The organism is Nocardia sp. NPDC050412, from assembly GCF_044458825.1.
GTDB lineage: Bacteria > Actinomycetota > Actinomycetes > Mycobacteriales > Mycobacteriaceae > Nocardia.
On the sequence record NZ_JBITIJ010000006.1, the window covers coordinates 131,821 to 155,737 of the forward strand.

15 protein-coding genes are annotated in these 23,917 nt (G+C 65.6%); 9 read left to right on the forward strand and 6 right to left on the reverse strand.

Translation table 11 applies throughout. The annotated features are described in order from the left end of the window. Positions 1 to 33 precede the first annotated feature (33 nt). Both ACIBI6_RS18320 and ACIBI6_RS18325 read left to right on the forward strand, forming a co-directional pair. Positions 34 to 4,095, forward strand: a complete 4,062-nt coding sequence (locus ACIBI6_RS18320; protein ID WP_396957349.1) for an ABC transporter ATP-binding protein — start codon at positions 34 to 36, stop codon at positions 4,093 to 4,095. Between the two features lie 96 nt (positions 4,096 to 4,191). Beyond that, the gene (locus ACIBI6_RS18325) at positions 4,192 to 7,965 is read left to right on the forward strand and encodes a multifunctional oxoglutarate decarboxylase/oxoglutarate dehydrogenase thiamine pyrophosphate-binding subunit/dihydrolipoyllysine-residue succinyltransferase subunit (RefSeq protein ID WP_396957173.1); all 3,774 of its coding nucleotides are present in this window, start codon (positions 4,192 to 4,194) and stop codon (positions 7,963 to 7,965) included. A gap of 105 nt (positions 7,966 to 8,070) precedes the next feature. Here the strand turns inward: ACIBI6_RS18325 and ACIBI6_RS18330 are convergent, their stop codons facing one another. Then, positions 8,071 to 9,717 carry an alkaline phosphatase D family protein gene (locus ACIBI6_RS18330; RefSeq protein ID WP_364344252.1) on the reverse strand — a complete coding sequence of 549 codons (1,647 nt, stop codon included), beginning with the start codon at positions 9,715 to 9,717 and terminating at the stop codon, positions 8,071 to 8,073. Positions 9,718 to 9,907: 190 nt separating this feature from the next. Continuing rightward, positions 9,908 to 10,534, reverse strand: a complete 627-nt coding sequence (locus tag ACIBI6_RS18335; protein WP_364344260.1) for a TetR/AcrR family transcriptional regulator — start codon at positions 10,532 to 10,534, stop codon at positions 9,908 to 9,910. A gap of 68 nt (positions 10,535 to 10,602) precedes the next feature. On the opposite strand from ACIBI6_RS18335, the gene ACIBI6_RS18340 reads away from it, so the two are divergent. The 4 genes from ACIBI6_RS18340 (at position 10,603) to ACIBI6_RS18355 (ending at position 15,802) form a co-directional block, all read left to right on the forward strand. Beyond that, entirely contained in the window at positions 10,603 to 12,135 is a 1,533-nt protein-coding gene (locus tag ACIBI6_RS18340) for an NAD(P)/FAD-dependent oxidoreductase (protein ID WP_364344263.1), read from the forward strand. Next, positions 12,132 to 12,962, forward strand: a complete 831-nt coding sequence (locus tag ACIBI6_RS18345; protein WP_364344266.1) for an SDR family NAD(P)-dependent oxidoreductase — start codon at positions 12,132 to 12,134, stop codon at positions 12,960 to 12,962. The genes ACIBI6_RS18340 and ACIBI6_RS18345 overlap by 4 nt, the downstream gene beginning before the upstream one ends. Positions 12,963 to 12,989: 27 nt before the next feature. Next, a complete protein-coding gene (locus ACIBI6_RS18350; RefSeq protein ID WP_364344270.1) occupies positions 12,990 to 13,916 on the forward strand; it encodes an alpha/beta hydrolase in 927 nt (308 codons plus the stop codon). 80 nt (positions 13,917 to 13,996) lie between these two features. Beyond that, entirely contained in the window at positions 13,997 to 15,802 is a 1,806-nt protein-coding gene (locus tag ACIBI6_RS18355) for an AMP-dependent synthetase/ligase (RefSeq protein ID WP_396957175.1), read from the forward strand. Between the two features lie 56 nt (positions 15,803 to 15,858). Here ACIBI6_RS18355 and ACIBI6_RS18360 read toward each other — a convergent pair whose 3' ends face one another. After that, complete coding sequence (locus ACIBI6_RS18360; RefSeq protein WP_364344276.1) at positions 15,859 to 16,728, reverse strand: alpha/beta hydrolase; 870 nt, start codon at positions 16,726 to 16,728, stop codon at positions 15,859 to 15,861. An 88-nt stretch (positions 16,729 to 16,816) separates the two neighbouring features. Between ACIBI6_RS18360 and ACIBI6_RS18365 the strand changes: the two genes are divergently transcribed. Further along, positions 16,817 to 17,374, forward strand: coding sequence for a CGNR zinc finger domain-containing protein (locus ACIBI6_RS18365; protein WP_364344279.1), 558 nt, complete (start codon positions 16,817 to 16,819; stop codon positions 17,372 to 17,374). Between the two features lie 57 nt (positions 17,375 to 17,431). Then, entirely contained in the window at positions 17,432 to 19,336 is a 1,905-nt protein-coding gene (locus tag ACIBI6_RS18370; RefSeq protein WP_364344282.1) for a sulfite oxidase, read from the forward strand. Positions 19,337 to 19,409: 73 nt separating this feature from the next. Here ACIBI6_RS18370 and ACIBI6_RS18375 read toward each other — a convergent pair whose 3' ends face one another. The 3 genes from ACIBI6_RS18375 to ACIBI6_RS18385 all read right to left on the reverse strand — a co-directional run bounded on the left by ACIBI6_RS18375 (position 19,410) and on the right by ACIBI6_RS18385 (position 22,817). Continuing rightward, positions 19,410 to 20,891: a DHA2 family efflux MFS transporter permease subunit gene (locus ACIBI6_RS18375; protein WP_396957177.1), complete on the reverse strand. Its 1,482-nt coding sequence runs from the start codon at positions 20,889 to 20,891 to the stop codon at positions 19,410 to 19,412. A 55-nt stretch (positions 20,892 to 20,946) separates the two neighbouring features. Continuing rightward, positions 20,947 to 21,639: a PadR family transcriptional regulator gene (locus ACIBI6_RS18380; protein WP_396957179.1), complete on the reverse strand. Its 693-nt coding sequence runs from the start codon at positions 21,637 to 21,639 to the stop codon at positions 20,947 to 20,949. Between the two features lie 218 nt (positions 21,640 to 21,857). Continuing rightward, complete coding sequence (locus ACIBI6_RS18385; protein WP_364344291.1) at positions 21,858 to 22,817, reverse strand: glycine betaine ABC transporter substrate-binding protein; 960 nt, start codon at positions 22,815 to 22,817, stop codon at positions 21,858 to 21,860. 87 nt (positions 22,818 to 22,904) lie between these two features. Between ACIBI6_RS18385 and ACIBI6_RS18390 the strand changes: the two genes are divergently transcribed. Next, on the forward strand, positions 22,905 to 23,912 hold the full coding sequence (locus ACIBI6_RS18390; RefSeq protein ID WP_396957182.1) for an ABC transporter substrate-binding protein: 1,008 nt from the start codon (positions 22,905 to 22,907) through the stop codon (positions 23,910 to 23,912). Positions 23,913 to 23,917 lie beyond the last annotated feature (5 nt).

Consider the following 23,917-nt stretch of genomic DNA (forward strand, 5'->3'; position numbering starts at 1 on the left):
ACGGGGTGAGCAGCGGAAGTGACCGAGCGCGGTATGGGTTGGATGCGCAGACTGTGGACCGAGTGTTGGAGCCACCGGGGCACGGTCACGGGCATCGCGATCGCGTTGGTGGCCGGAGCAGTGGTCGAGATCTCCGCGCCACTGCTGACCAAGCGGGCGGTCGATGCGGCCGGAGTCGGTGACACCTCCGTCATCGGGACGATCGCGGCGCTACTCGCGCTTGTCGCATTGGGCCGGTTCTCGGCGGCGTTCGGACGACGTATGTTGGCCGGACGGCTTTCCCTCGATGTGCAGCATTCGTTGCGTGTCAGCCTGCTCGCTTCGTTGCAGCGACTGGACGGCGTCGGGCAGGACGCCCTGCGCACCGGGCAGGTGGTATCGCGTTCGATCACGGATCTGCAGTTGGTGCAGGGCCTTTTGGCGATGGTCCCGCTGTCCGGGTTGGCATTGCTGGAGTTCCTGCTGGCGGCCGCGGTCATGGTGTGGCTGTCGCCGCCGCTGGCCGCCGTCGCTCTGCTGGTGGTCCCCGCCATCGCGGTGCTGGTATATCGGATGCGGCCGCGCCTGTACGCGGCGACGTGGTCGGCGCAGCAGCGCGCAGCCGAGGTCGCGCAGCATGTCGAAGAGACCGTCACCGGCGTGCGGGTGGTGAAGGGCTTCGGGCAGGAAGCTCGGATGGTGCGCGTGCTGGAGGAGCACGGGCGCGTTCTCTACGCCGAGCGCATGCGCGCCGCCAAGATCAATGCGCGCTTCGCCCCCGTGGTGACCACGATTCCGCAAGCCGGGCTGGTCGCGGTGATCGTTGTCGGCGGCCTGCTCGCCCTGCACGGCGTTATCGGTATCGGCACGTTTCTCGCCTTCTCCGCGTATGTCACGACTATGACCGTGACCACCCGAACCATGTCGTCTGTGGTGATCATGGCCCAGCTCACCAGGGCCGCGGCCGAGCGTGTCTACCAGGTTATCGACGCGGCACCCGAAATCGCCGACCCGCCTGCCCCGGCCGACCTCCCCGATGGGCCTCTGGGTATCGAAATCGATTCGCTGACCTTCGGATTCGATCCCTCACAGCCCATCCTGCGTGACCTCGACCTGACCGTGCGGCCCGGCGAAACCGTTGCCATCATCGGCCCTGCGGGCTCCGGAAAGTCGACGCTGTCACTGCTTCTCCCCCGCTTCTACGCCCCCGACTCCGGCAGCATCCGCCTCTTCGGAGCCGAACCGGGCACCATCGCAGGTGAATTCACCGGTGCGAAGAAACGAACCGTCGATACCGCCGACTCGCCTCTGGCAGCACCCTTCGATCCACAGCTCGGCGGCCCCGCGAACGGCTCGACGGTGCGGGCAGACCCGCGAAATGCGGACGCCGTGGATATCGCGGATCTGCGGGCGACCGATCTCCGGAGCGCGATCGGGGTGGTGTTCGACGATCCGTTCCTGTTCTCCGACACCATCGCCGCCAACATCGCCCTCGGTCGACCAGCGGCTACCGATGCCGAAATCCGCTATGCCGCAAAGCTTGCCGCGGCCGACGAGTTCATCACCGAACTATCAGACGGCTACGACACCGTTGTCGGTGAACGCGGATTGACACTCTCCGGCGGGCAGCGGCAGCGAATCGCTTTGGCCAGAGCGCTTTTGGCGCGGCCACGGATTCTGGTACTCGATGACGCGACCTCCGCGGTCGATGCCGTGACCGAGGCGGCCATCTTCGAGAAACTGCCCGATGTGGGTGGACGCACGACATTGATCCTGGCGCATAGGGAATCCACACTGGCGCACGCGGATCGGGTGATCCGGCTTCCCGGTCCGGTCTCATACGCCACCGGCGAAGCCACAGGCGCTGACACCCAAGCGTCAGCTGATGCCAAGCGCACCACCCGCACCACAGCCACCGGTGCCGCCCGCACCGCAACCATCAGTTCCGCGCGCACCACAGCCACCGATCCCGAACCGACCACAACCACCGGCGCCGCGCACACCACAACCACCGGCGCCGCGCACACCACAACCACCGGCTCCGCGCACACCACAGCCACCGATCCCGAACCGACCACAGCCACCGGTGCCGCGCACACCACAGCCACCGATCCCGGGCGCACAACGGCTATCGGTGCCGGGCGCACCACAGGTTTCGCCCGCGCCGCAACACCCACCAGCGGCCCAGGCGGCTTCTCCGGCGCCGCAGCCGATCTCAGCGAGACCCCCGAATTGCGCCGCACCATCGAACATCTGCCACCGGCCACCGAACAACCCGGCTCGGACGATGAGCAGCTGCGCCAACCAGATCCCGGATTTCGGCTCGCTCGCCTCCTACGTCCGGTGCGCTGGCTGGTCCTGGCCGTAATCACCCTGCTCGCACTGGACACCCTCATCGGCGTCGCCTTCCCACCGATCGTGCGATACGCCATCGATTCCGGGGTGAGCGGCCATGATTCGGGCGCGCTCGCCAGAGCCGGAGTGCTCGGTGCGGTCTTGGTGGTACTCGGTCTCGCGGTCGGCGCGGCGACCACCGTCCTCACCGCCCGCACCGGCGAACGCGTCCTCTACGGCCTGCGCGTGCGCAGCTACGCCCATCTGCAACGGCTGGGATTGGACTACTACGAGCGCGAACTGTCCGGTCGCATCATGACCCGGATGACCACCGACGTAGACGCACTGTCGACCTTCCTGCAAACCGGCGTCGCGACCACCCTGATCGGCCTGCTCACCCTGGTCGGCATCGCGGTCGCGCTGCTGGTCATCGATGCCTCGCTCGCTGCGGTGGTACTGATCGCGCTGCCGCCGCTGCTGGTGGCGACAGCGCTGTTCCGCCGCGTCTCGTCTACCGCCTACACCGTCTCGCGCGAACACGTCTCGACCGTCAATGCCGATTTCCAGGAGAATGTCGCCGGGCTGCGCGCCGTCCAGGCCAACCGACACGAGCCGATCGCCGCCCGCCGCTTCGCCGAATACTCCGATCGCTACCGCGCCAGCAGGATGCGCGCCCAGCGCGCGATCGCCATGTATTTCGCCTTCGTCATCGCCTGGGCCGATCTGGCACTGGCCGCGGTCGTGTACTTCGGCGCGCGCGAAGTCGCCGAGAACACCATGACCGCGGGCACACTGATCGCCTTCGTGCTCTACCTACAGCTGCTCTTCGGCCCGATCCTGCAATTGTCCCAGGTCTTCGACGGCTACCAGCAGGCGCGCGTCGGCCTGCGCCGCATCGGCGACCTGCTGCGCACCCCGTCCTCCATCGCCACCGATCCACCGGATGCGATCGCCATCGACCACGGATTGCGTGGCGAGGTCGTCCTCGACGACATCCGATTCCACTATCCGAGCACCGAGAAGCCCGCCCTCGACGGAGTTTCGCTACGGATCCCGGCCGGATCCACGCTGGCCCTGGTCGGACCGACGGGCGCGGGTAAATCCACCATCGTCAAGTTGCTGGCCCGCCTCTACGACCTGCCGCGCGACACCCAGGGCGCGATCGCGGTCGACGACATCGACATCCGCGACTACCGCCTCACCGACTACCGCGGCCGGCTCGGCATCGTCCCGCAGGAAGCTCACCTCTTCACCGGCGATGTCGCCAGCAACATTGCATTCGGGAAACCTTCCGCGACCGAAGCCGAGATCGCGGCGGCCGCCACCGCCGTCGGCGCGGCCGATATGATCGCCGCGCTACCGCAGGGCATGCGCCATCCGATCGGCGAGCGCGGCCGCGGCCTCTCGGCAGGCCAACGCCAACTGATCGCACTGGCCAGAGCCGAACTGGTCCGTCCGGATCTGCTGCTGCTCGACGAGGCCACCGCCACCCTCGATCCGGAGACCGAGGCGTCGGTGCTGGTAGCAAGCCGATCGCTGACTCGCGGCCGCACCACCATCGTCGTGGCGCACCGCCTGGGCACCGCCGCGCGAGCCGATCGGATCGCCGTCGTGGAACGCGGGCGGATCGCCGAAATCGGGCCGCACGACACGTTGGTTGCGGCCGGTGGCCCCTATGCCCAGCTCTGGGCGGCGGCCAGCGAAACGGGGGGAATATTCTCGGGTGAGGACGGGTCGTCATCTTTGGGATCGGGTTTGTCCGGCGGTCAGTCGATCCACTGATTTACTGCTGGGCCTATCCTCAGAGAGGGCGCATCGGCGCGCATCCGCTGATCCCCGTGCCGGGCACGTCACAAACGTCGCAGCGCGAAGAACGAAATGAGGCGAACACCTGCTGTGAGCAGCTCAACTTCCCAGTTCGGACAGAACCAGTGGCTAGTCGATGAGATGTATCAAAAATACAAACAGGATCCATCTTCCGTCGATGAGAGTTGGCACGAGTTCCTCGCCGATTACACGCCCGAAGTCCCGGGTGATTCTGGTAACAGCGCCGCGCCCGCGGCCGCACCCGCGCAGGCGGCCAACCCGGCACCGGCTCCCGCGCAGGTGAACGCGACCCCGGCCGCGGTGGCCGCCGCCCCGGCAGCACCCGCGCCCGCCGCGCCCAAGCCTCCCGCCCCAGCGAAGCCCACCGCCCGCGCGCCGCAGACGACTCCCGCGCCGACCTCGAATGCCGCGCCCACCTCTGGCGCGCCGAAGCCCGCGGACACTGCGGCCGACGAGGCGAAGGTCCTGCGCGGGCCGGCCGCCGCGGTGGTCAAGAACATGTCCGCGTCGCTGGCGATCCCGACCGCGACCAGCGTGCGCGCCATTCCGGCGAAGCTGATGATCGATAACCGCCTGGTCATCAACAATCACCTGGCCCGTACCCGCGGCGGCAAGATCTCCTTCACCCATCTGCTCGGCTACGCGATCGTGCAGGCGGTCAAGTCGTTCCCGAATCTGAACCGGCACTTCGCCGAGATCGACGGCAAGCCCAACGCGATCACCCCCGCGCACACCAACCTCGGTCTCGCCATCGACCTGGCGGGCAAGGACGGCAACCGCTCGCTGGTCGTCGCGGCCATCAAGGGCTGCGAGGCGATGACCTTCGGGCAGTTCCACACCGCCTACGAGGACATCGTGCGCCGCGCCCGCGACGGCAAGCTCGGTATCGACGACTTCACCGGCGTCACCATCTCGCTCACCAACCCGGGCACCATCGGCACCGTGCACTCGGTGCCGCGGCTGATGCCGGGCCAGGGCGCGATCGTCGGCGCCGGCGCGATGGAGTACCCGGCCGAATTCCAGGGCATGAGCGACGAGCGCATCAACGAGCTCGGCGTCGGCAAGCTGATGACCTTGACCTCGACTTACGACCACCGCATCATCCAGGGCGCGGAATCCGGCGACTTCCTTCGGACCATCCACAACCTGCTGATCAGCGACGAGTTCTACGACGAGATCTTCCACGGCCTCGGCGTGCCGTATGAGCCGGTGCGCTGGCGCAAGGACGTCAAGGAACGCGGTGTCGACAAGAGCACCCGCGTGCTCGAGATGATCGCGGCCTACCGCAACCGCGGCCACCTGATGGCCGATACCGATCCGCTGCGGCTGGTCAAGGACAAGTTCCGCAGCCACCCGGACCTCGATGTCACCCAGCACGGCCTCACTCTCTGGGACCTGGACCGCACCTTCGATGTCGCGGGCTTCCACGGCCAGGAGCGGATGAAGCTGCGCGATGTGCTCTCGGTGCTGCGCGATGCCTACTGCCGCCACGTCGGTGTGGAGTACACCCACATCCTGGAGACCGAGCAGCTGCAGTGGATTCAGGAGCGGGTCGAGCAGAAGCACGTCAAACCGACTGTCGCACAGCAGAAGTACATCCTGAACCGGTTGAACGCGGCGGAGGCCTTCGAAACCTTCCTGCAGACCAAATACGTCGGCCAGAAGCGCTTCTCGCTCGAGGGCGCCGAAACCGTCATCCCGATGATGGACGCCACCATCGACCAGTGCGCCGAGCATTCGCTCGACGAGGTCATCATCGGCATGCCGCACCGCGGTCGCCTCAATGTGCTCGCCAATATCGTCGGCAAGCCGTACTCGAAGATCTTCACCGAGTTCGAGGGCAACATGAACCCGGCCGCCACGCACGGCTCCGGCGACGTGAAGTACCACCTCGGCGCGCGCGGTACCTACCTGCAGATGTTCGGCGACAACGAGATCGAGGTCTCGCTGACCGCCAACCCGTCGCACCTCGAGGCGGTCGACCCGGTGCTCGAGGGTCTGGTACGCGCGAAGCAAGACCTTTTGGACAAAGGCGACGGGCCGGAGGGCTTCTCCGTCATGCCGCTGATGCTGCACGGTGACGCCGCGTTCGCGGGTCAGGGTGTGGTCGCGGAGACGCTGAACCTGTCGGGCCTGCGCGGTTACCGCGTCGGCGGCACCATCCACATCGTGGTGAACAACCAGATCGGCTTCACCACCGCACCGGAGAACAGCCGCTCCACCGAATACTCCACCGATATCGCGAAGTTCATCGGCGCACCGATCTTCCACGTGAACGGTGACGACCCGGAGGCCTGCGACTGGGTGGCGCGTCTCGCGGTGGACTTCCGCCAGAAGTTCCGCAAGGACGTCGTGATCGACATGATCTGCTACCGGCGCCGCGGCCACAATGAGGGCGACGACCCGTCGATGACCCAGCCGTACATGTACGACGTCATCGACACCAAGCGCTCGGTGCGCAAGGCCTACACCGAGAGCCTGATCGGCCGTGGCGACATCTCGCTGAAAGAGGCCGAGGACGCGCTGCGTGACTACCAGGGTCAGTTGGAGCGGGTCTTCAATGAGGTTCGCGAGCTGGAGAAGTACGTCCCGGAACCGAGCGAATCGGTCGAGGACGACCAGCAGGTGCCCACCACCATCGTGACGGCCGTGGACAAGACCGTGCTTCAGCGCATCGGCGACGCCTTCCTCGGCGTGCCGGACGGCTTCAATGTGCACCCGCGCGTCAAGCCGGTGCTGGAGAAGCGGCGCGAAATGGCCTACGAGGGCAAGGTCGACTGGGCCTTCGCCGAATTGCTCGCCTTCGGCACACTGATCGACGAGGGTCGCGCGGTGCGTCTGACCGGTCAGGATTCGCGTCGCGGCACCTTCACCCAGCGTCACTCGGTGATCATCGACCGCAAGACGGCCGAGGAATACACCCCGCTGCACAACATCGGCAGCTCCAACCCGGGTTGGTTCGCGGTGCACGACTCGGCGCTGAGCGAATACGCCGCCGTCGGCTTCGAATACGGCTACTCGCTGGGCAACCCGGACGCACTCGTGCTGTGGGAGGCGCAGTTCGGTGACTTCGTCAACGGCGCGCAGTCCATCATCGACGAGTTCATCTCCTCCGGTGAGGCCAAGTGGGGTCAGCTGTCGGAGGTCGTGCTGCTGCTGCCGCACGGTCACGAGGGTCAGGGCCCGGACCACACCTCCGGTCGCATCGAGCGCTTCCTGCAGCTGTGCGCCGAGGGTTCGATGACGGTCGCCGTGCCGTCCACCCCGGCGAACTACTTCCACCTGCTGCGCCGCCACGCACTCGACGGCATCCGCCGCCCGCTGATCGTCTTCACCCCGAAGTCGATGCTGCGCAATAAGGCCGTGGTCTCGGACCTGAAGGACTTCACCGAGTCGAAGTTCCGCTCGGTCTTCGATGAGCCCACCTACGAACAGGGCATCGGCGACCGCAGCAAGGTCAAGCGCGTACTGCTCACCAGCGGCAAGCTCTACTACGAGCTGGTCGCCGAAAAGGCCAAGCAGAAGCGCGAAGACGTCGCCATCGTCCGCATCGAGCAGCTCTACCCGCTGCCCAAGTTCCGCCTCAACGAGGCACTGGCTGGTTATCCGAATGCGACGGATATCGCCTGGGTCCAAGAGGAACCGGCCAACCAGGGCGCCTGGCCCTTCTTCGGCCTGAACCTCCCGGAACTCCTCCCGGAGCGCTTCACCAAACTCCGCCGCATCTCCCGCCGGGCCATGTCGGCACCCTCCTCGGGTTCGTCCAAGGTTCACGCCGTGGAGCAAGCCGAAATCGTCGCCGAGGCCTTCGAGCCCACCGCGTAGGTTTCCGCTGCCCCAACGCCGGACCGAATCCACTCTCCCCCAGAGTGATTCGGCCCGGCGTTGTCGTTTCCGACCGCTCGGGTCCGGCCGGATTCAGCACACGGCTCAGCGTGGTGCCGGACCTGCTGTACCAGGGTCAGCGGCCTGGTCGGTGTGGTCATCGGGGCGCCATGCCGCAACCACACCTGGTACTCGGTCTTGCACAACGAAACTCGCGCGGGTGTGGATGGGGGCGCCGGGGCGGCGGATATACGGGACGACGCGAAAATCGGTCCGCCACAAGGAATGGTCGAGATCGACGCGAACGTATCCGCGTTGGGAGTTGAAAAACTTCATGTCCGGGTTGGCGGTTAGGAGGTTGCGGCCGGTGGGGTTCATGTCGGTGCCGTCGCCTCCGGTGGTGATCGAGGTGCCGGTGAATTCGGCTGCTACGACCGGGGATTCGGGGGTGGTGGCGTTATCGGGGCGGAGGTCGGCGGCGTAGTTGTGGTGGCGGTCGCCGGTGATGACGACGAGGTTGTGGATGTCGCGGGCGGCGGCGGTGGCGAGGACGGTATTGCGGTCGGCTACGTAGGCGTCCCAGGCGTCGGTGCCGAAATTGGTGCCGGGGCCTGGGTCGTAGTCGGATTTGGCCATGGCCACCTGGTTGCCGAGGATCTGCCAGCGCGCAGTGGAGCCGGTTAGGCCGTCGAGCAGCCAATCTCGTTGTGGTGCACCCAGTATCGAACGGTCGGGTGAGAGTCGGCCGGGACAGTCGTCGCCGATATTGCCGTTGCCGCAGGCTCCGCCGGTGCGGTATTGGCGGGTGTCGAGCATGGTGATGTCGGCGAGGTCGCCGAAGGTGTAGCGGCGATGAATGCGCATGGTCGGGCCGGACGGCATAGCCGCGATGCGCAGTGGCTGATGTTCGTACATCGCCTGGAAGGCGGCGGCTTTGCGGCGGCGAAACAGGGCGGGGATGCGGTAGATATCGAGGCCGAGGCCAGGGTGGTCGGCGAACCAGTTGTTGTCGATCTCGTGGTCGTCCATGGTGACCAGCCACGGGAAGGCCGCATGCGCGGCGCGCAGCGGTTGTTCGGCCTTGGCCTGCGCGTAGCGCAGTCGGTAGCCGGGGAGATCGACCGCTTCTGCGGCGAGATAGGGCTCCACCGACATCCCCTCGCGACCACGGTTCCAGCCGCGTTCGTAGATGTAATCCCCGAGGTGCACAACGAGATCGAGGTCTTCGGCGCTCATATGCTCATAAGCGGTGTAGTAGCCGGAGGTCCACGATTGACATGACGCGAACGCGAATCGCATTCGCGCAGTGGGCTGTCCGCTCGGTGGAGCCGTTCGGGTGCGACCGACCGGCGAAATCGCCGAACCCGCGCGGAATCGATAGAAGTACCAGCGATCCGGCTCGAGTCCCCCGACCTCCGGATGCACCGTATGTGCGAGTTCGCGTGTTGCGATCGCACTCCCCCGCGCCACCACCTGCCGGAACTGCTCATCGTGCGCAACCTCGTAATCGACAGTCACCGGATGCTGCGCCATCCCCCCGAGCCCGTCCGGCGCCAACGGATCCGGCGCCAACCGCGTCCACAACACCACCCCATCCGGCAGCGGATCCCCTGAAGCCACCCCTAACGTGAACGGATCTCTCAACCACCGCGGCGCCCGAAACCGCCCACTGCTCGCCGCCGACGCCCCCACCAGCACCGCAACCGATCCAGCCGTACCCACCCTCAACAGCTGCCGACGAGACAGACCCATACGTCAGGATATCCGCCGCTCGATCTCTCCACAGATGTTCCGTCGTCCGTTTGCCGATGGCAGCGCCGAGAGCATCCAACTCGGCCAGGACATCGACTGCGGCCCAGCTGCGGTTGCGTTTGCTGGCGGAAAGGATATCGAGGCGCGCCTCGGTCAGGCGGCCAGCGGGCTGTAACGAATCGCCCGCAGATCACCCGCGTAGCGCGGCGGCCAGCGCGGGGTTCAGTGAAAGGGCCAGGGCGAGTAGGGATTCGACAAGAAGATCGACCAACTGTTCGCGGGTGATGGTTTCGTGGCGGAGCCAGGTGAGGGTGGTTTCCTCTACGAAGGCGATCCAGCCGCGCATGGCGAGGACGAGGCGGGGGCGGTCGGAGTCCGGGATATCGACGGGCACTTCGGTCAGGATGAGGTCGATGATGGCATTGCGGGTCTGGTCGACTAGGGGGAGCACCTCGGCGCTCACGCTGGCCGGGCCGCGCAGCAGCGATACATAGGAATTGCGGTTCTCGCCGACGTACTCGATGTAGCGCTCGATCGAATCGCGCAGCATCTCGAATACTCCGAGGGTGCGATCGGGCGCGACGCGCTCCATTAGCTCGGCATTGGCATGGCGGACTATCGCCAGTTGGAAGTCCTGTTTGGTTGGGAAGTAGTGAAAGAGCAGGCCGCGGGAGATCCCGGCTTCCCCTGCGATTTCGGTGATCGAGATGTCTTCGATGGCGCGGTCGCCGAGCATCTTCGCACCCAGGGTGATCAGTTGTAGACGGCGTTCGTCCGGGCTGAGCCGGGTGCGTTTGACGGTGCCTCGACTACTCACGGGGCCATCTTACTGAACGCCGGTCAATACTGTTGACTCATGCTCAATAGGATCGTAGTCTGGGTTATATGAGTCGCAAGGTTACAGACAAAGCTGTCGGCAGCCGCCATGTCAAGACCATCATCATCGGCAGCGGTTTCGCTGGTCTGGGCCTGGCAATCCGGTTGAGCAAGCAAGGCCGCAACGATTACCTCGTGTTGGAACGCGGAAGCGATGTCGGCGGCACCTGGCGCGACAACACCTACCCGGGCGCGGCCTGCGACGTGCCGTCGCACCTGTACTCGTACTCGTTCGCACCGAACCCGAACTGGTCGCGCTCGTTCTCCAAGCAGGGCGAGATCCAGCAGTACATCCAGGGCGTCGCGCGCGAATACAACGTGCTCGACAAACACCTGTTCAACTGCGACGTGACCGCGGCCCGCTGGAACAACGCCACCAACCTCTGGCATATCGAATCGACCCAGGGCAGGTTCACCGCCGACACCGTGGTGTCCGCGGTCGGCGCGCTGTGTGAGCCCGCACTCCCGGATATCAAGGGCATCAACGAATTCGAGGGCGAGATCTGCCACTCGGCCCGCTGGAACCACGACGCCGATCTGACCGGCAAGCGCGTCGCCATCATCGGCACCGGCGCCTCGGCCATCCAGATCGTGCCGTCCATCGCACCGCGGGTCGCGCACCTGGACGTCTACCAGCGCACCGCGCCCTGGCTGCTGCCCCGCATGGACCGCCCCTACACTCTGCCGGAGCGCCTTGCCTTCCGACACATCCCGGGCTTCCAGCGACTATCCCGCGCCGCCATCTACGCCACACGCGAAACCCAGGTCGTCGGCCTCGCTAAGGTTCCAGCACTTATGCGGGCCTTCGAACTGATCGCAAAAGCCAAGCTGCAGTTGGAGATTCGCGATCCGGAGCTGCGCAAGAAGGTCACCCCGAACTTCCGGATCGGCTGCAAGCGCATGCTGATCTCCAACGACTACTATCCGGCGCTGAGCCGCCCGAATGTGGACGTGGTCACCGACGGCATCGCCGAGATACGCGCCAACTCCATCGTCACCAAAGACGGCACCGAGCGCGAAATCGACGCACTCATCGTCGCGACCGGCTTCCACGTCACGGATTCGCCGACCTACAACGCCATCTCGGGCAAGAACGGTCGCACGCTGGCGGAGGTATTCGACGAGATCGGCCAGCAGGGCTACAAGGGTTCGGCCGTCGCCAACTTCCCCAATATGTTCTTCCTGCTCGGCCCGAATGTCGGCCTCGGCCACACCTCGATGGTGTACATGATCGAATCGCAGATCAACTACATCGCCGACGCCCTGGCCACCATCGACCGCCTCGGCCTGCGCACCGTCGAGGTGCAGCGCGCGGCGCAGGACGCCTACAACAAGGATCTGCAGGGCAAACTGGTGAAGAGCGTATGGAGTACCGGCGGCTGCGCCAGCTGGTACCTGGACAAGCACGGCAACAACACGACGCTCTGGCCGGACTTCACCTTCGAATTCCGCAGGATTACAAAGAATTTCGACGTCTCCGCCTATGAGACAACTAGCGTCGAAAGCTTCCGAAACGATCTGAAAGTGGTGGCAGCACAGTGAGCAATGACGCTTACTTCAAGGGCAAGGTCTGTGTGATCACCGGGGCAGGTTCCGGCATCGGCCGCGCCCTCGCCGAAAACCTCGCCAAGCGCGGCGCCAAGCTCGCGCTCTCCGATATCGACACCGACGGTTTGGCAGAGACCGTCCGCCGCTGCGAGGCGTACGGGGCCGAGATCAAATCCGACCGGCTGAACGTCACCGAGCGTGCAGCAGTACTGCTGTATGCCGACGCCGTGAAAGCGCACTTCGGCAAGGTGCACCAGATCTACAACAACGCAGGCATCGCCTACCACGGCGAGGTGATCCGCTCGGAGTTCAAGGACATCGAGCGCATCATGGACGTCGACTTCTGGGGCGTCGTCAATGGCACCAAGGCCTTCCTGCCGTTGCTGATCGAATCCGGCGACGGACACGTCGTCAATGTCTCCAGTCTGTTCGGTCTCATCGCGGTCCCGGGCCAGAGTGCTTATAACGCAGCCAAATTCGCGGTGCGCGGATTCACCGAATCGCTGCGCCAGGAGATGCTGGTAAGCAAGCATCCGGTCAAGGTGACCTGTGTGCATCCCGGCGGCATCAAGACCGCCGTGGCCCGCAACGCCACCTACGCCGAGGGCATCGACAGCCAGAGCGCCGCATCGCTTTTCGACAAGAAGCTGGCTATTCACACACCGGAAATGGCCGCGCAGACCATTACCGAGGGCGTCCGCAAGGGACACGGCCGCGTGCTGATCGGTTGGGAGGCCAAGGTGCTCGACCTGTTCGTCCGAGTCACCGCCTCCGGCTACCAGCGCATCGCCGCCGCGGTGAACCGCCCCTTCCTACCCTGAACCAGCGCGTGGAATCGAGGAAAACCCATGCGTGACATCAACCTTCCGCTACCCGTAGCGCGGGCGCTGCTGGGTCCGATCTTCCGGGTCTCGCTGAACGCGCGACTGCCCTGGCGGACGCAGCGGCTGCTGCTCGAAATCGGCTCGCGCGCACAGTTTCTGCCATCGAGCACGACCGTGCACCGACTCCGCCTCGGCGGTCGACCCGCAGAACGAATCACCGCGGGCTCGGCCAGGCCGAACCTGAACGCGGGCGCGGTGCTCTACCTGCACGGCGGCGGCTACGCGGTCGGATCACTGGCGACACATCGCTCGCTGGCCGCCCGGCTGGCGCACGAAACCGGTTGCGCCGTCTATGTTCTCGACTACCGACTGGCACCTGAGCACCCGTTCCCGGCCGGGCTCGAGGATGCCGAATCGGCCTTCCTGGAGCTGGTCGGCAATATCGGCTACCGGCCCGATCAGATCGCGCTGTCGGGCGATTCGGCAGGTGGCGGACTGTCGCTTGCCACCGCACAGCGGCTCATCGCCGAACACGGCTACACCCCCGCGGCGCTCGGTCTGATCGCGCCGTGGGTCGACCCGAATCAGGCCCCGGACAAGTTCCGGGATCTGGTGATCAACCGAGCTTGGTCGCGCGCGTGCGCCGCGGCCTATCTGGGCGATGGGGACGGCAAGGACACCGGCTACGCACCACTACATGGTGAACTGCGGGGTTTGCCGCCGACCTACGTGCAGGTCGATGTCAGCGAGTTGCTGCATCCGCAATGTGTCGAATTCGTGACGGCGTTGCGGGCGGCGGGCGTACATGCCAGCTTTACTGAGAGCAATGGGCTATGGCACGTCGCGCAGCTGCAGGCCGCGCTCGTGGGTCCCGCGGCCGCCGCACTGACCGAACTGGCGGATTTCCTGCGAGAAGCCGTCCAACCGGTCTCGATCCGCGACTTAGGATAGATCTGCGAGCAGGCCGAGCTGACGTCCCGGTCACAGGTGTCGTAGATTACTGGCGAGTAAACCCACGTGGAAGGGCACTGATGCGAGAGTTCGAAGTCCCGGCTTCCTACACCATCCCGGAAGACGCGAACAATTCCGATAACGTCTTCCGGCATGCCGAGCAGTCGCCCGGCGCGGTGCTGTTCAACGTCACCCAAGAGGGAGCGTCACAGGGTGGCGGCTTGCGGGAAGTCAAGGCCGCGGAATTCGCCAAAACGGTCACCGATGTGGCCAAGGGACTCATCGCCTCCGGTCTCGAGCTCGGCGACCGCGTCGCCATCATGGCCCCGACCCGCTACGAGTGGGTGGTGCTCGACTTCGCCATCTGGGCCGCCGGTGGTTGCACCGTCGCCATCTACGACAGCTCGGCCGCCGAACAGGCCAAGTGGATCCTGCAGGACTCCGCCACCAAGCTGCTGGTGGTCGACAGCGATAAGCACCGCAAGGTCATCGAGGAGATCGAGGCGGGCGCGCTGCCGGATCTGCGGGAGACCCTGCAGATCGACAAGGGTGCGGTCGACGAGCTGATCGCGCGTGGCGCCGACCTCGACGACGCGACTGTGCACGCGCGCCGCGCCGAGGTCAATGCCAAGTCCCCGGCCACCCTGATCTACACCTCGGGCACCACCGGCCGCCCCAAGGGCGTCATGCTCTCGCATTCGAATCTGTACGCGGAGTCGAAGTCCGACCGGATCGCGCTGAACAGGTACGTCGCCGAGGGCAAGAAGACGCTGATGTTCCTGCCGCTGGCGCACGTCTTCGCGCGTGCTGTCACGCTGGCGGCCTTCGACGCCAAGGTGATTGTCGCGTTCACCGCCGACTGGTCCACCTTGGTCGAACAGTTCGGCAGCTACCGCCCGCACTTCATCCTCGCGGTGCCGCGCGTGTTCGAGAAGGTGTTCAACAGCGCCAAGCAGAAGGCGCACGACGGCGGCAAGGGCAAGATCTTCGACGCGGCCGCCGAGACCGCCATCGCCTACAGTCAGGCCCTCGATAACGGTGGTCCCGGCCTGGTGCTCAAGCTCAAGCACACGGTTTTCGACAAGCTCGTCTACAGCAAGCTGCGGGTCGCGCTCGGCGGTCAGTGTGAGGCGGCGGTCTCCGGCGGCGGACCGCTCGGTGCGCGCCTCGGCCACTTCTTCCGCGGCGTCGGCGTCACCATCTACGAGGGTTACGGCCTCACCGAGACCACTGCGGCGGTCACTGTGAACACTCCTGGCAATATTCGCGTCGGCACCGTCGGCAAGCCGATCGAGGGCCATGCGGTCAAGATCGCCGAAGACGGCGAACTGCTGCTGCGCGGATCGGTTGTCTTCAACGGTTACTGGGGCAATGCCGACGCCACCGAGGACGCGTTCACCGACGGCTGGTTCAAGACCGGTGACCTGGGCGCCATCGATGGCGACGGGTACGTCACCATTACCGGCCGCAAGAAAGAAATCATCGTCACCGCGGGCGGTAAGAACGTCTCCCCCGGTCTGATGGAGGATTCGCTGCGCGCCCACCCGCTGATCAGCCAGGTCATGGTGGTCGGCGACGGACAGCCCTTCGTCGGCGCGCTGATCACTCTCGATCCGGAGGCACTGCCGGGCTGGAAGGAACGCAACAATCTGCCCGTCGAGACCCCGATCGAGCAGGTGATCGAGAATCCGGCGCTGGTCGCGGAGGTCAATGCGGCGGTCGCGGAGACCAATAAGAAGGTCTCGCATGCCGAGGCGATCAAGAAGATCCGCATCCTGCCCGTCGACTGGACCCAGGAGACCGGTGAGCTGACGCCGAAGATGTCGCTGAAGCGGGCCGTTGTGATGAAGCAGTACGCGTCCGAGGTGGAGAAGATCTACAGCTGACGCTGGGTTTGCAAAGGCGCCGTCCGCGAATTGCGGACGGCGCCTTCGCTTTTGGTTCAGTTGGGGAGGCGGTCCAGGAAGTCGGCGATGAGCGGCGCGATCTCGGTCAGATGTGTCTCCAGGGCGAAGTGGCCGGTATCGAAGACGTGCAGCTCGGCATCGGGGAGGTCGGCGAGGTAGGCGTGCGCGCCGGGCTCCGGGAAGAAGGGGTCGTTCGAGCCCCAGACAATGAGGGTGGGCGGGGTGTACTTGCGCAGCCACAGCTGCCATTCGGGGTAGGCGGCGACATTCGACTTGTAGTCGAAAGCGAGGGCTACCTGGGCCTCCTTGCGGCCGGGTAGGTCGAGGAAATACTGATCGAGGATCCACGATTCGGGGCTGAGCACGGTCGGGTCGGGGACGCCGTGTTCGTACTGACCGCGGGTGCCTTCCAGCGTGAGCAGGCCGCGAATCGTGTCTTCCGCTCCTTCGTCCTCGGGACGCAGTGCGGTGAAGTCGCGAGCGAGATCCGATAGTCCGGTCTCGTAGGCATTGCCATTCTGAACGATGAGTCCGCTGACCCGTTCGGGGTGGCGCAGCGCGATGCGGAAGCCGACCGGAGCGCCGAAATCGAAGACGTACATGGCGAACTCGCGCAGTTCGAGCTGCTCGACGAAACCCTCGACCACATCGGCCAGTCGGTCGAAGGAGTAGTCGAAATCGGCTGGTGCGGTGGTGTTTCCGAAGCCCGGGTAGTCCGGGGCGATCAACCGGTACCGCGCGCCCAGCACATCGAACAGCCTACGGAACTGGTGCGAGGCCGACGGAAAACCGTGCAGCAGCAGTAGCACCGGCGCATCCGCACGGGCCGGGACCGATTCACGGTAGTGGACCTCGACACCGTCGACATCGATGTGGCGGTGCTGGATTGCTGGCAGCTCGATCATGACTTCACATGCTTTCTTCCCGTGATGTTGCATTAGTTCTATCGTATCGAGTTCTAATGTGTCAATTGCTCGACGTACCATTAGTTCCATGAGTGAAGCTCTGCTGATCGGCGAGCCGCTGGCACTGGACCTGGTCAATACCCGGCCGACCGGTGTCGATCTGCTAGCGACCCCGGATGACCTCGCGAATTGGCTTGCGCTGCAGGCCGAACGATTTCCGGAGCTGGCGGTTGCGCATCCCACTTCCGCCGACCTCGCTGCCGTTCATGCGGCGCGCGACCACATCAGCGCCGTCCTCGACGCACTGCTCCACGATCGCCACCCGCCCGTCGATGCATTGCGCGGACTCAATGCCACACAGTCCGCCGCACCCGCGATCCGACAGCTGGAGTGGGACGGCGATGCGGTGATCGCGACCATGCGCCGCAATGGCACGACGGCCGAGAAGCTGGCCGCAGTGGTAGCCGAAGCCGCCGCTGACCTGCTCGCCGATCCGTCGATCGGCAAGCTGAAGCGCTGCGAGGCCGACGACTGCGTTCTGCTGTTCCTGCCCGCCCACCCGCGCCGTCGCTGGTGCTCGGCCGAACGCTGCGGCAACCGGGTCCGCGTCGCCCGCTACTACCAGCGGCACAAGTCCGCGGACTGACGTGCACGTCACCGAATGGTCATACTCCCCGACCGCACCCGGCAGTAGGCTCGGACCATGGCTGAACTGCGCTTTCGGGTGGCGGCGGGCATTGTCGCCGCCGGTTTGGCGCTCGGCGTGGCCGAGCTCGTGGCCGCCTTCATCGGCCCCGACAGCGCACCCCCGAACGCTCTCGGCTCGACCGTCATCGACCACACCCCGGACGGCCTGCGCGAATGGGTCATCCAAACCTTCGGCACCAATGACAAGACCCTCTTGTTCGTCTGTATGGCACTGGTGGCCGTACTGGTCGCCGGATTCATCGGAGTCATCGAACGAACAGACCACCCTCGCGGATCCTGGCTTCTGACCGCCCTCGGATTGCTCACCGCGGCCATTGCCTTCGGCCGCGCCGGATTGTCCGCTGCCTGGCCCACCGTAATCGGCATTGCCGCAGGCATTTACGCTCTGCGCGCCCTGACGGCCCGCATCGACGACGCGGCGGCCGCCGCGCAAACGCCCCTGCCAGTGGGCACCGCACCCGAAGCCGCCCCCGGCGAAGACCAATCGGTCGGGCCGCAGGCTCGGGCCGAGTCCGCAACACCGAAAACCACGGCCATCCGAGCCGACTCGTCCAGCACCGACACCTCGGCCGCGCGCAGCAGGACCGACGAGGTGGCCGAGCAAGTTGGGGAGAGCCCGGCAGCGTCGTCATCGGCGGCACCGGAACCGACTGCCGACCACCGAGACTCGACCGACCAGGGCACGGTGGAGATCCCTGAGGCCAGTTCGGTCCCTGCGGAAGAACTAGCGTCGAGCAGCAGTGCGAAGGCGGCCGCGTCGGAGTTGCCGGCGGCCCGTTCGACTGCCGCAGCGCAGAAGAAGGAACCTACGGCTTCGACGGCAGAGCCGGTTGCGCGGCGGCGACAGGTGCTGCGGGGCATTGCGATTACGGGTGGACTGGCGCTGCTCAGCGGGGTGGGTGGGCGACTGATCGGGGCGCAGCGGCGGGATGTTTCCGGGGAGCGGGCGGCGATTCAGCTGCCGGAACCGAGCGGACCGACCGTTTCGCTCGCACCCGATGCGGATTTGAAATTGCCGGGGCTGACCCCATATCTGACGTCCAATAGCGACTTCTATCGGATCGACACCGCGTTGATCCTGCCGCAGGTCTCCGTTGACGATTGGTCCTTGCGGATCCACGGGATGGTCGATCACGAAATCCAGCTCAGCTGGGATGATCTCGCCAAGCGCACACCGGTCGAGCAACTGGTGACACTGGCCTGTGTATCGAATCCGGTCGGCGGCGATCTGATCGGCAATGCCCGCTGGCGCGGCTACCGCCTGGACGAACTGCTCGCCGAAGCCGGACCGCATCCGGACGCCGATATGGTCCTGTCGCACAGCATCGACGGTTTCACCGCGGGCAGCCCGCTGGCCGTGCTCACCGACGGCCGCGATGCGCTGCTCGCCGTCGGCATGAATGGCGAGCCGCTCCCGGTCGCACACGGCTATCCGGCCCGCCTGGTCGTCCCCGGCCTCTACGGATACGTCTCCGCCACCAAATGGGTGACCGAACTCGAGATCACCCGCTTCGACCGCGCCACCGCCTACTGGACCCGCCGCGGTTGGTCCGCCTACGGTCCGATCAAAACTGGCACCCGCATCGACACCCCGCGCTCCCGCGCCAAACTGCAACCGGGTAGCACCGCCATCGCAGGCGTCGCCTGGGCCCAACATCGCGGCATTCGCGCCGTCGAAGTCCAAATCGATAACGGCCCATGGCAACCCGCCCGCTTGTCCACCGAACAATCCATCGACACCTGGCGCCAGTGGGTCTACGACTGGAACGCCACCCCAGGCCCGCACACCATCCGTGCCCGCGCCACCGACGGCACCGGCGAAACTCAAACCGAAGCCCGCGCCCCGGTAGTCCCCGACGGCGCCACCGGCTACCCCTCCACCACAGTCACCGTCGGCTGAGCCGAATTCGCCGACGAGATAAGCGCATTGCGCCCCGCGGGCCGATCGGCCCGCGGGGCGCAATACCGACGACTCAGACGCCGACGGTGTCGACCTTGGCCAGATCGGTCTTCGGACCGGTTGCGGCGGATTGGCCGTGGCGGATGAACAGGGCCGAGGCGATTACGCCGACCACCAGGATGCCCGCGGGGAGCAGGATGGCTTGGCTGAGGGCAGTGCTGAAGGCGTCCTTGACGAATTCGGGGATGGGGCCTTGGCCCGCACCGCCTTCGGAGATCTTGCCGCCGCCGAGGCCATGTGCGCTCATGCGGGCCGAGACCAAGGCGCTGATCGCGGCGCTACCGAGTACCGAACCCACCTGGCGGGTGGTGTTGTAGACACCCGCGCCCGCGCCGGCCTGCTGGATCGGCAGGTTGTGCGTGGCGGTGGAAGCCAGTGGCGCCCAGATGCAGGCGTTGGCGATACCGGCCAGCGCGGCCGAAAGCAGGAACCACACCAGCGAGGAATGCGGCGTCATCGCGGCCGCGAACCAGAAGATCGAGGCCGAGAATCCGATGAATCCGAGCGTCGGCACGATGCGCGGATGCAACTTGTCGGAGAACTTGCCGATGATCGGTGCGAAGATACCGGTGACGATCGCCATCGGCGCGAAGACCAGGGCGGACTTGGTCGGTGACATCTCCCGCACCGCCTGCAGGTAGAAGTACCCCGGCACCATCATCGAGGTGACCGCGGCCCCCATGGTCGCGATGGCCACATTCGACAGCGCGAAGTTGCGATCACGGAACAGCCCCAACGGCAGCAGCGGCTCACCGGCATTGCGCGACTGATTCACCAGGAATACCGCGAGCACAACCACACCCGCGCCGATCATCAGCCAGATGCGCAGCGACCAGTCGTAGGTATTGCCCTCCTGGATACCGAAGACCAGCAGGAACAGACCGATTCCGCTGAGCACCACACCCGGAATGTCGAACTTGTGCTCATTCGTCGGCAGCGCCGGAACCAACCAGACCGCGAGCGCGAAGGCGCCGATGCCGACCGGAACATTGACGATGAAGATCCACTCCCAGCCGAGCCCGTCGACCAGCACACCGCCGAGGATCGGGCCGACCAGTGTGGCAAGACCGGCGACACCGCCCCACAGACCCATGGCCGCACCGCGCTTATCCGGCGGGAAGGTCCTGGTGATCACCGCCATGGTCTGCGGCGTCATCAGCGCGGCGCCGAGACCCTGTACGGCACGCGCGGCGATCAGCATGGTGATCGATCCGGACAGACCGCACCACAGCGAGGCGGCGGTGAATACGGCCAGACCGACCAGGTACAGGTTCTTGGGCCCGTAGCGATCACCGAGCCGACCGGTGACCAGCAGCGGCACCGCATAGGTCAGCAAGTAGGCGCTGGTCACCCAGATGACCTGGGAAATATCGGCCTGCAGATCCAGCATGATCGCCGGATTGGCGACCGCGACGATCGTCATATCCAGCAGGATCATGAAGAAGCCGACGACCAGCGCGAATAGCGCTAGCCACGGATTGCGTTGAGTGGTCATGGATTTGGTTCCTATCTCGGATGTCTGTACCGGCGGCGGTGCACATCGGTACTCATCAGGGCGGTGACGCGCTGGTTTCGTTCCAGCGGCGCGGCACCGGGGGTGGTTCGGAACGGTCCTGGTCGGACCAGGGGTGCTGGTGTTCTGTTATGCGGACGCCGGTGGCCGGGTCGAATTCGTCCCATTCCATCTCGCCGCTGTCGAGTTCGGTGATGAGGTTTTGAACCCACGCGATTTCGGCCGCGACGGTGGCATGTATATACGCGAGCACGATCCAGTAGCGACGCGGCACGGCGTGCACACCCGCCCACTGGCTCATCATCTCGACATCGGCGAGGTCCTGCGCCAACCGCTCGACCCGCTCCCGCAATAGCGCGAGCACTTCCGGTGCGGGCAGGTTGTGCGCCTCCGCGAGCGCGACCGGGAAAACCGGGTATTCCCGTCCGGGATTGCGCAGGATCTCGGCGATGCGGGAACGCAATGCCGCCCGGCCGCTTTCGGTGATCCGGTAGGTGGTGCGCTCCGGCCGATTCCCGTCCCGGTCGACCCCTTCGGCCTGCACCATTCCTTGGTCGGCCAACCGCGTCACCGTGTGATAGAGCGAACCCGGCCGCACCTTGACCAGGATGTCCTCCCGACGGGCGATCAGCAGTTGATACGCCTCGTAGGGATGCATGGGCCGCTCGTCGAGCAGCGCGAGCACGGCGATCGCCAATGGCGTCACCGACGGGCGCGCATGCTCCCCCATTTTCGGTCACCTCCTGCACAACACTCGCGGATGCGAGATCGAATCCTCGGAGCACGATAGCCATGGCCACCGACATACTCCACGTCAAATACTCCACGTGGAATATACGGCGAGGAACAGTCCGGCCACAAGCCCGCGACATCGAGCGGAATTGTGATCGGCGACATAGCAAACGACCCGGGCGCAAACCGCCCGGGCCGTCGTGACCAGGAGATTCTCTACAGGGCGTGGTTGTCCAACCAGGTGCGTGCCACCTCTGCGGTAGCGGCACCTTCGCGGACCTTGCCGATCATCTGCGCCAACTCATCGGTGGTGAGCTCACCCGAGACGTAGTTCAGCTTCTTGATTTGCCGATCGTCGAGCAGACCTTTGCGGTACACCGCGAGCACATTCTCGGCCCGCACCGCGTAGTCGTTATCGGCGAGGACGGTCAGCCCATCGGTCGCACCGGGAACCAGCGCGGGCGGCCCGGTCAGGATTCCGGCCTGGATTTCACCGTCCAGCAATGCCTTTCGCAGCGCCGTCGCATCGGGATAAGGCCTGGTAGCGGCGAAGTCACAACCGAAAATCCGCACGGGCGCCGTTTGCGGCACACCGGGCACCGGTGCCACCCCGGCCTGGATTTCGCCACACCGGGGTGCGAGCGCGCCGAGCGACCGCACGTCCTTGCCCGCAGCTTCGGTCAATAGCACCCGAGCCCGCATATCGGTGCCATCGGCCGGATCGGAGACCGCGAGCCCCTCCGGCAGCGACCGGTTCAACTCCTCAGTCACCGACAGTCGAACCGATGCGGACTTGTCCGCGACATCGGTCGTCACCTCGGGCTTGCGCGCCTGCGCATCGGCATTCAGAAAGGTGAGAAATTCGCCGCTCTGGTCGCCGACCACCGTCACCGTGCCCGCGTCCAATGCGGCCAGATAGTCCGCCCGACCACCGAGATCGGCGGTGACCGAGGTGCGCGCACCGGCCCGCGCCAACGCGCCCGCATAAATTTGCGCAAGCAGATTCGATTCCATCGAATCGCCCGCGCCGACCGCTATCGTCGGGCCCGGATCGTCGCTTCCACAGGAAACAACCAGGCCGAGGGCCGTGACGACCACGACCCGTGCCAGCATCCGCCTCGACGCGGCCAACCCCATCCGGCGACACCAACCTTCGGTAGTGAACAGGAACTGCATGCAGCGGGCAATATGAACAACCAGAATGTACCGGGTAGCCGTGCGTGCACGGCTTCTCGCACTGCTCGTCATGCCGGAAGGACTCCAGTGAAAACCACGATCAACCCCGGTGCCGCGCGGCACGGGAGGTTCGCGCTGCGGCTGACGCTGCGTGCCGTCCGCATTCTCGTCGCCGCCGCGGCACTGGCCGCCGCCATGATCCTGGCCGCCTGCGGTAACTCCGATCCGCTTGCGGCCAAGGGCAATTGCGAGGGTGACGGGCTGACCGTCGGCTCGGCGAACTTCCCGGAATCGGAGACGGTCGCGAATATCTACGCGGAAGTGTTGCGCGTCAACGGATTCAATGTCGACACCAAACTCAATATCGGTAGTCGCGAGGCCTATATCCCGGCATTGCGCCAGTGCGCGATCTCGGTGATCCCCGAGTACAACGGCAACTTGCTGCAGTACCTGGACAAGAACGCCACCGCGACCAGTTCCAGTGATATCGACGCCGCCCTCACGAAAGCACTGGGTTCCACGGGTTCGGGCTCCGATCTCGCCGTCGGCACTCCGGCTCCGGGCCAGGATTCGGACGCCGTCGTGGTCACCAAGGCCACCGCCGAACGCTGGAATCTGCACAGCATCGCCGATCTGGCGGCACATTCGGCCGAGGTGAAGTTCGGTGCGCCCGCCGAATTCCAGGAGCGCGCAGGCGGCCTACCCGGTCTCAAGAAGAACTACAACTTGGATATCGCCGCCAACAATTTCGTGCCGATCGCCGACGGCGGCGGGCCCGCGACGGTGCGCGCGCTCGTCGAGGGCACGGTAACCGCGGCCAATATCTTCACCACCTCTCCCGCGATCGCACAGAACAATCTGGTGGTGCTGGAGGATCCGAAGCACAACTTCCCCGCCCAGAATGTGGTGCCGCTGTTCAATTCCGCCAAGAAGACCGATAAAGCACTCGCCGCGCTCAACGCTGTCTCCGCGAAACTCACTACCGACGAGCTGCTGAAGCTCAACGAGGCGGTCTCCGGTAGCAGTAAGACCGAGCCCAAGGCCGCAGCACAGCAGTGGGTCACCGCCCAGGGGCTGAACAAGCCCACCGGGTAGGAGCC

Excerpts from the sequence above, each read along its gene's own strand:
- ACIBI6_RS18320 (WP_396957349.1), top strand. The coding sequence starts at position 34 with ATGGGTTGGATGCGCAGACTGTGGACCGAGTGTTGGAGCCACCGGGGC.
- ACIBI6_RS18325 (WP_396957173.1), top strand. The coding sequence starts at position 4,192 with ATGAGGCGAACACCTGCTGTGAGCAGCTCAACTTCCCAGTTCGGACAG.
- ACIBI6_RS18330 (WP_364344252.1), bottom strand. The coding sequence starts at position 9,717 with ATGGGTCTGTCTCGTCGGCAGCTGTTGAGGGTGGGTACGGCTGGATCG.
- ACIBI6_RS18340 (WP_364344263.1), top strand. The coding sequence starts at position 10,603 with ATGAGTCGCAAGGTTACAGACAAAGCTGTCGGCAGCCGCCATGTCAAG.
- ACIBI6_RS18350 (WP_364344270.1), top strand. The coding sequence starts at position 12,990 with ATGCGTGACATCAACCTTCCGCTACCCGTAGCGCGGGCGCTGCTGGGT.
- ACIBI6_RS18355 (WP_396957175.1), top strand. The coding sequence starts at position 13,997 with ATGCGAGAGTTCGAAGTCCCGGCTTCCTACACCATCCCGGAAGACGCG.
- ACIBI6_RS18360 (WP_364344276.1), bottom strand. The coding sequence starts at position 16,728 with ATGATCGAGCTGCCAGCAATCCAGCACCGCCACATCGATGTCGACGGT.
- ACIBI6_RS18365 (WP_364344279.1), top strand. The coding sequence starts at position 16,817 with ATGAGTGAAGCTCTGCTGATCGGCGAGCCGCTGGCACTGGACCTGGTC.
- ACIBI6_RS18370 (WP_364344282.1), top strand. The coding sequence starts at position 17,432 with ATGGCTGAACTGCGCTTTCGGGTGGCGGCGGGCATTGTCGCCGCCGGT.
- ACIBI6_RS18375 (WP_396957177.1), bottom strand. The coding sequence starts at position 20,891 with ATGACCACTCAACGCAATCCGTGGCTAGCGCTATTCGCGCTGGTCGTC.
- ACIBI6_RS18380 (WP_396957179.1), bottom strand. The coding sequence starts at position 21,639 with ATGGGGGAGCATGCGCGCCCGTCGGTGACGCCATTGGCGATCGCCGTG.
- ACIBI6_RS18385 (WP_364344291.1), bottom strand. The coding sequence starts at position 22,817 with ATGCAGTTCCTGTTCACTACCGAAGGTTGGTGTCGCCGGATGGGGTTG.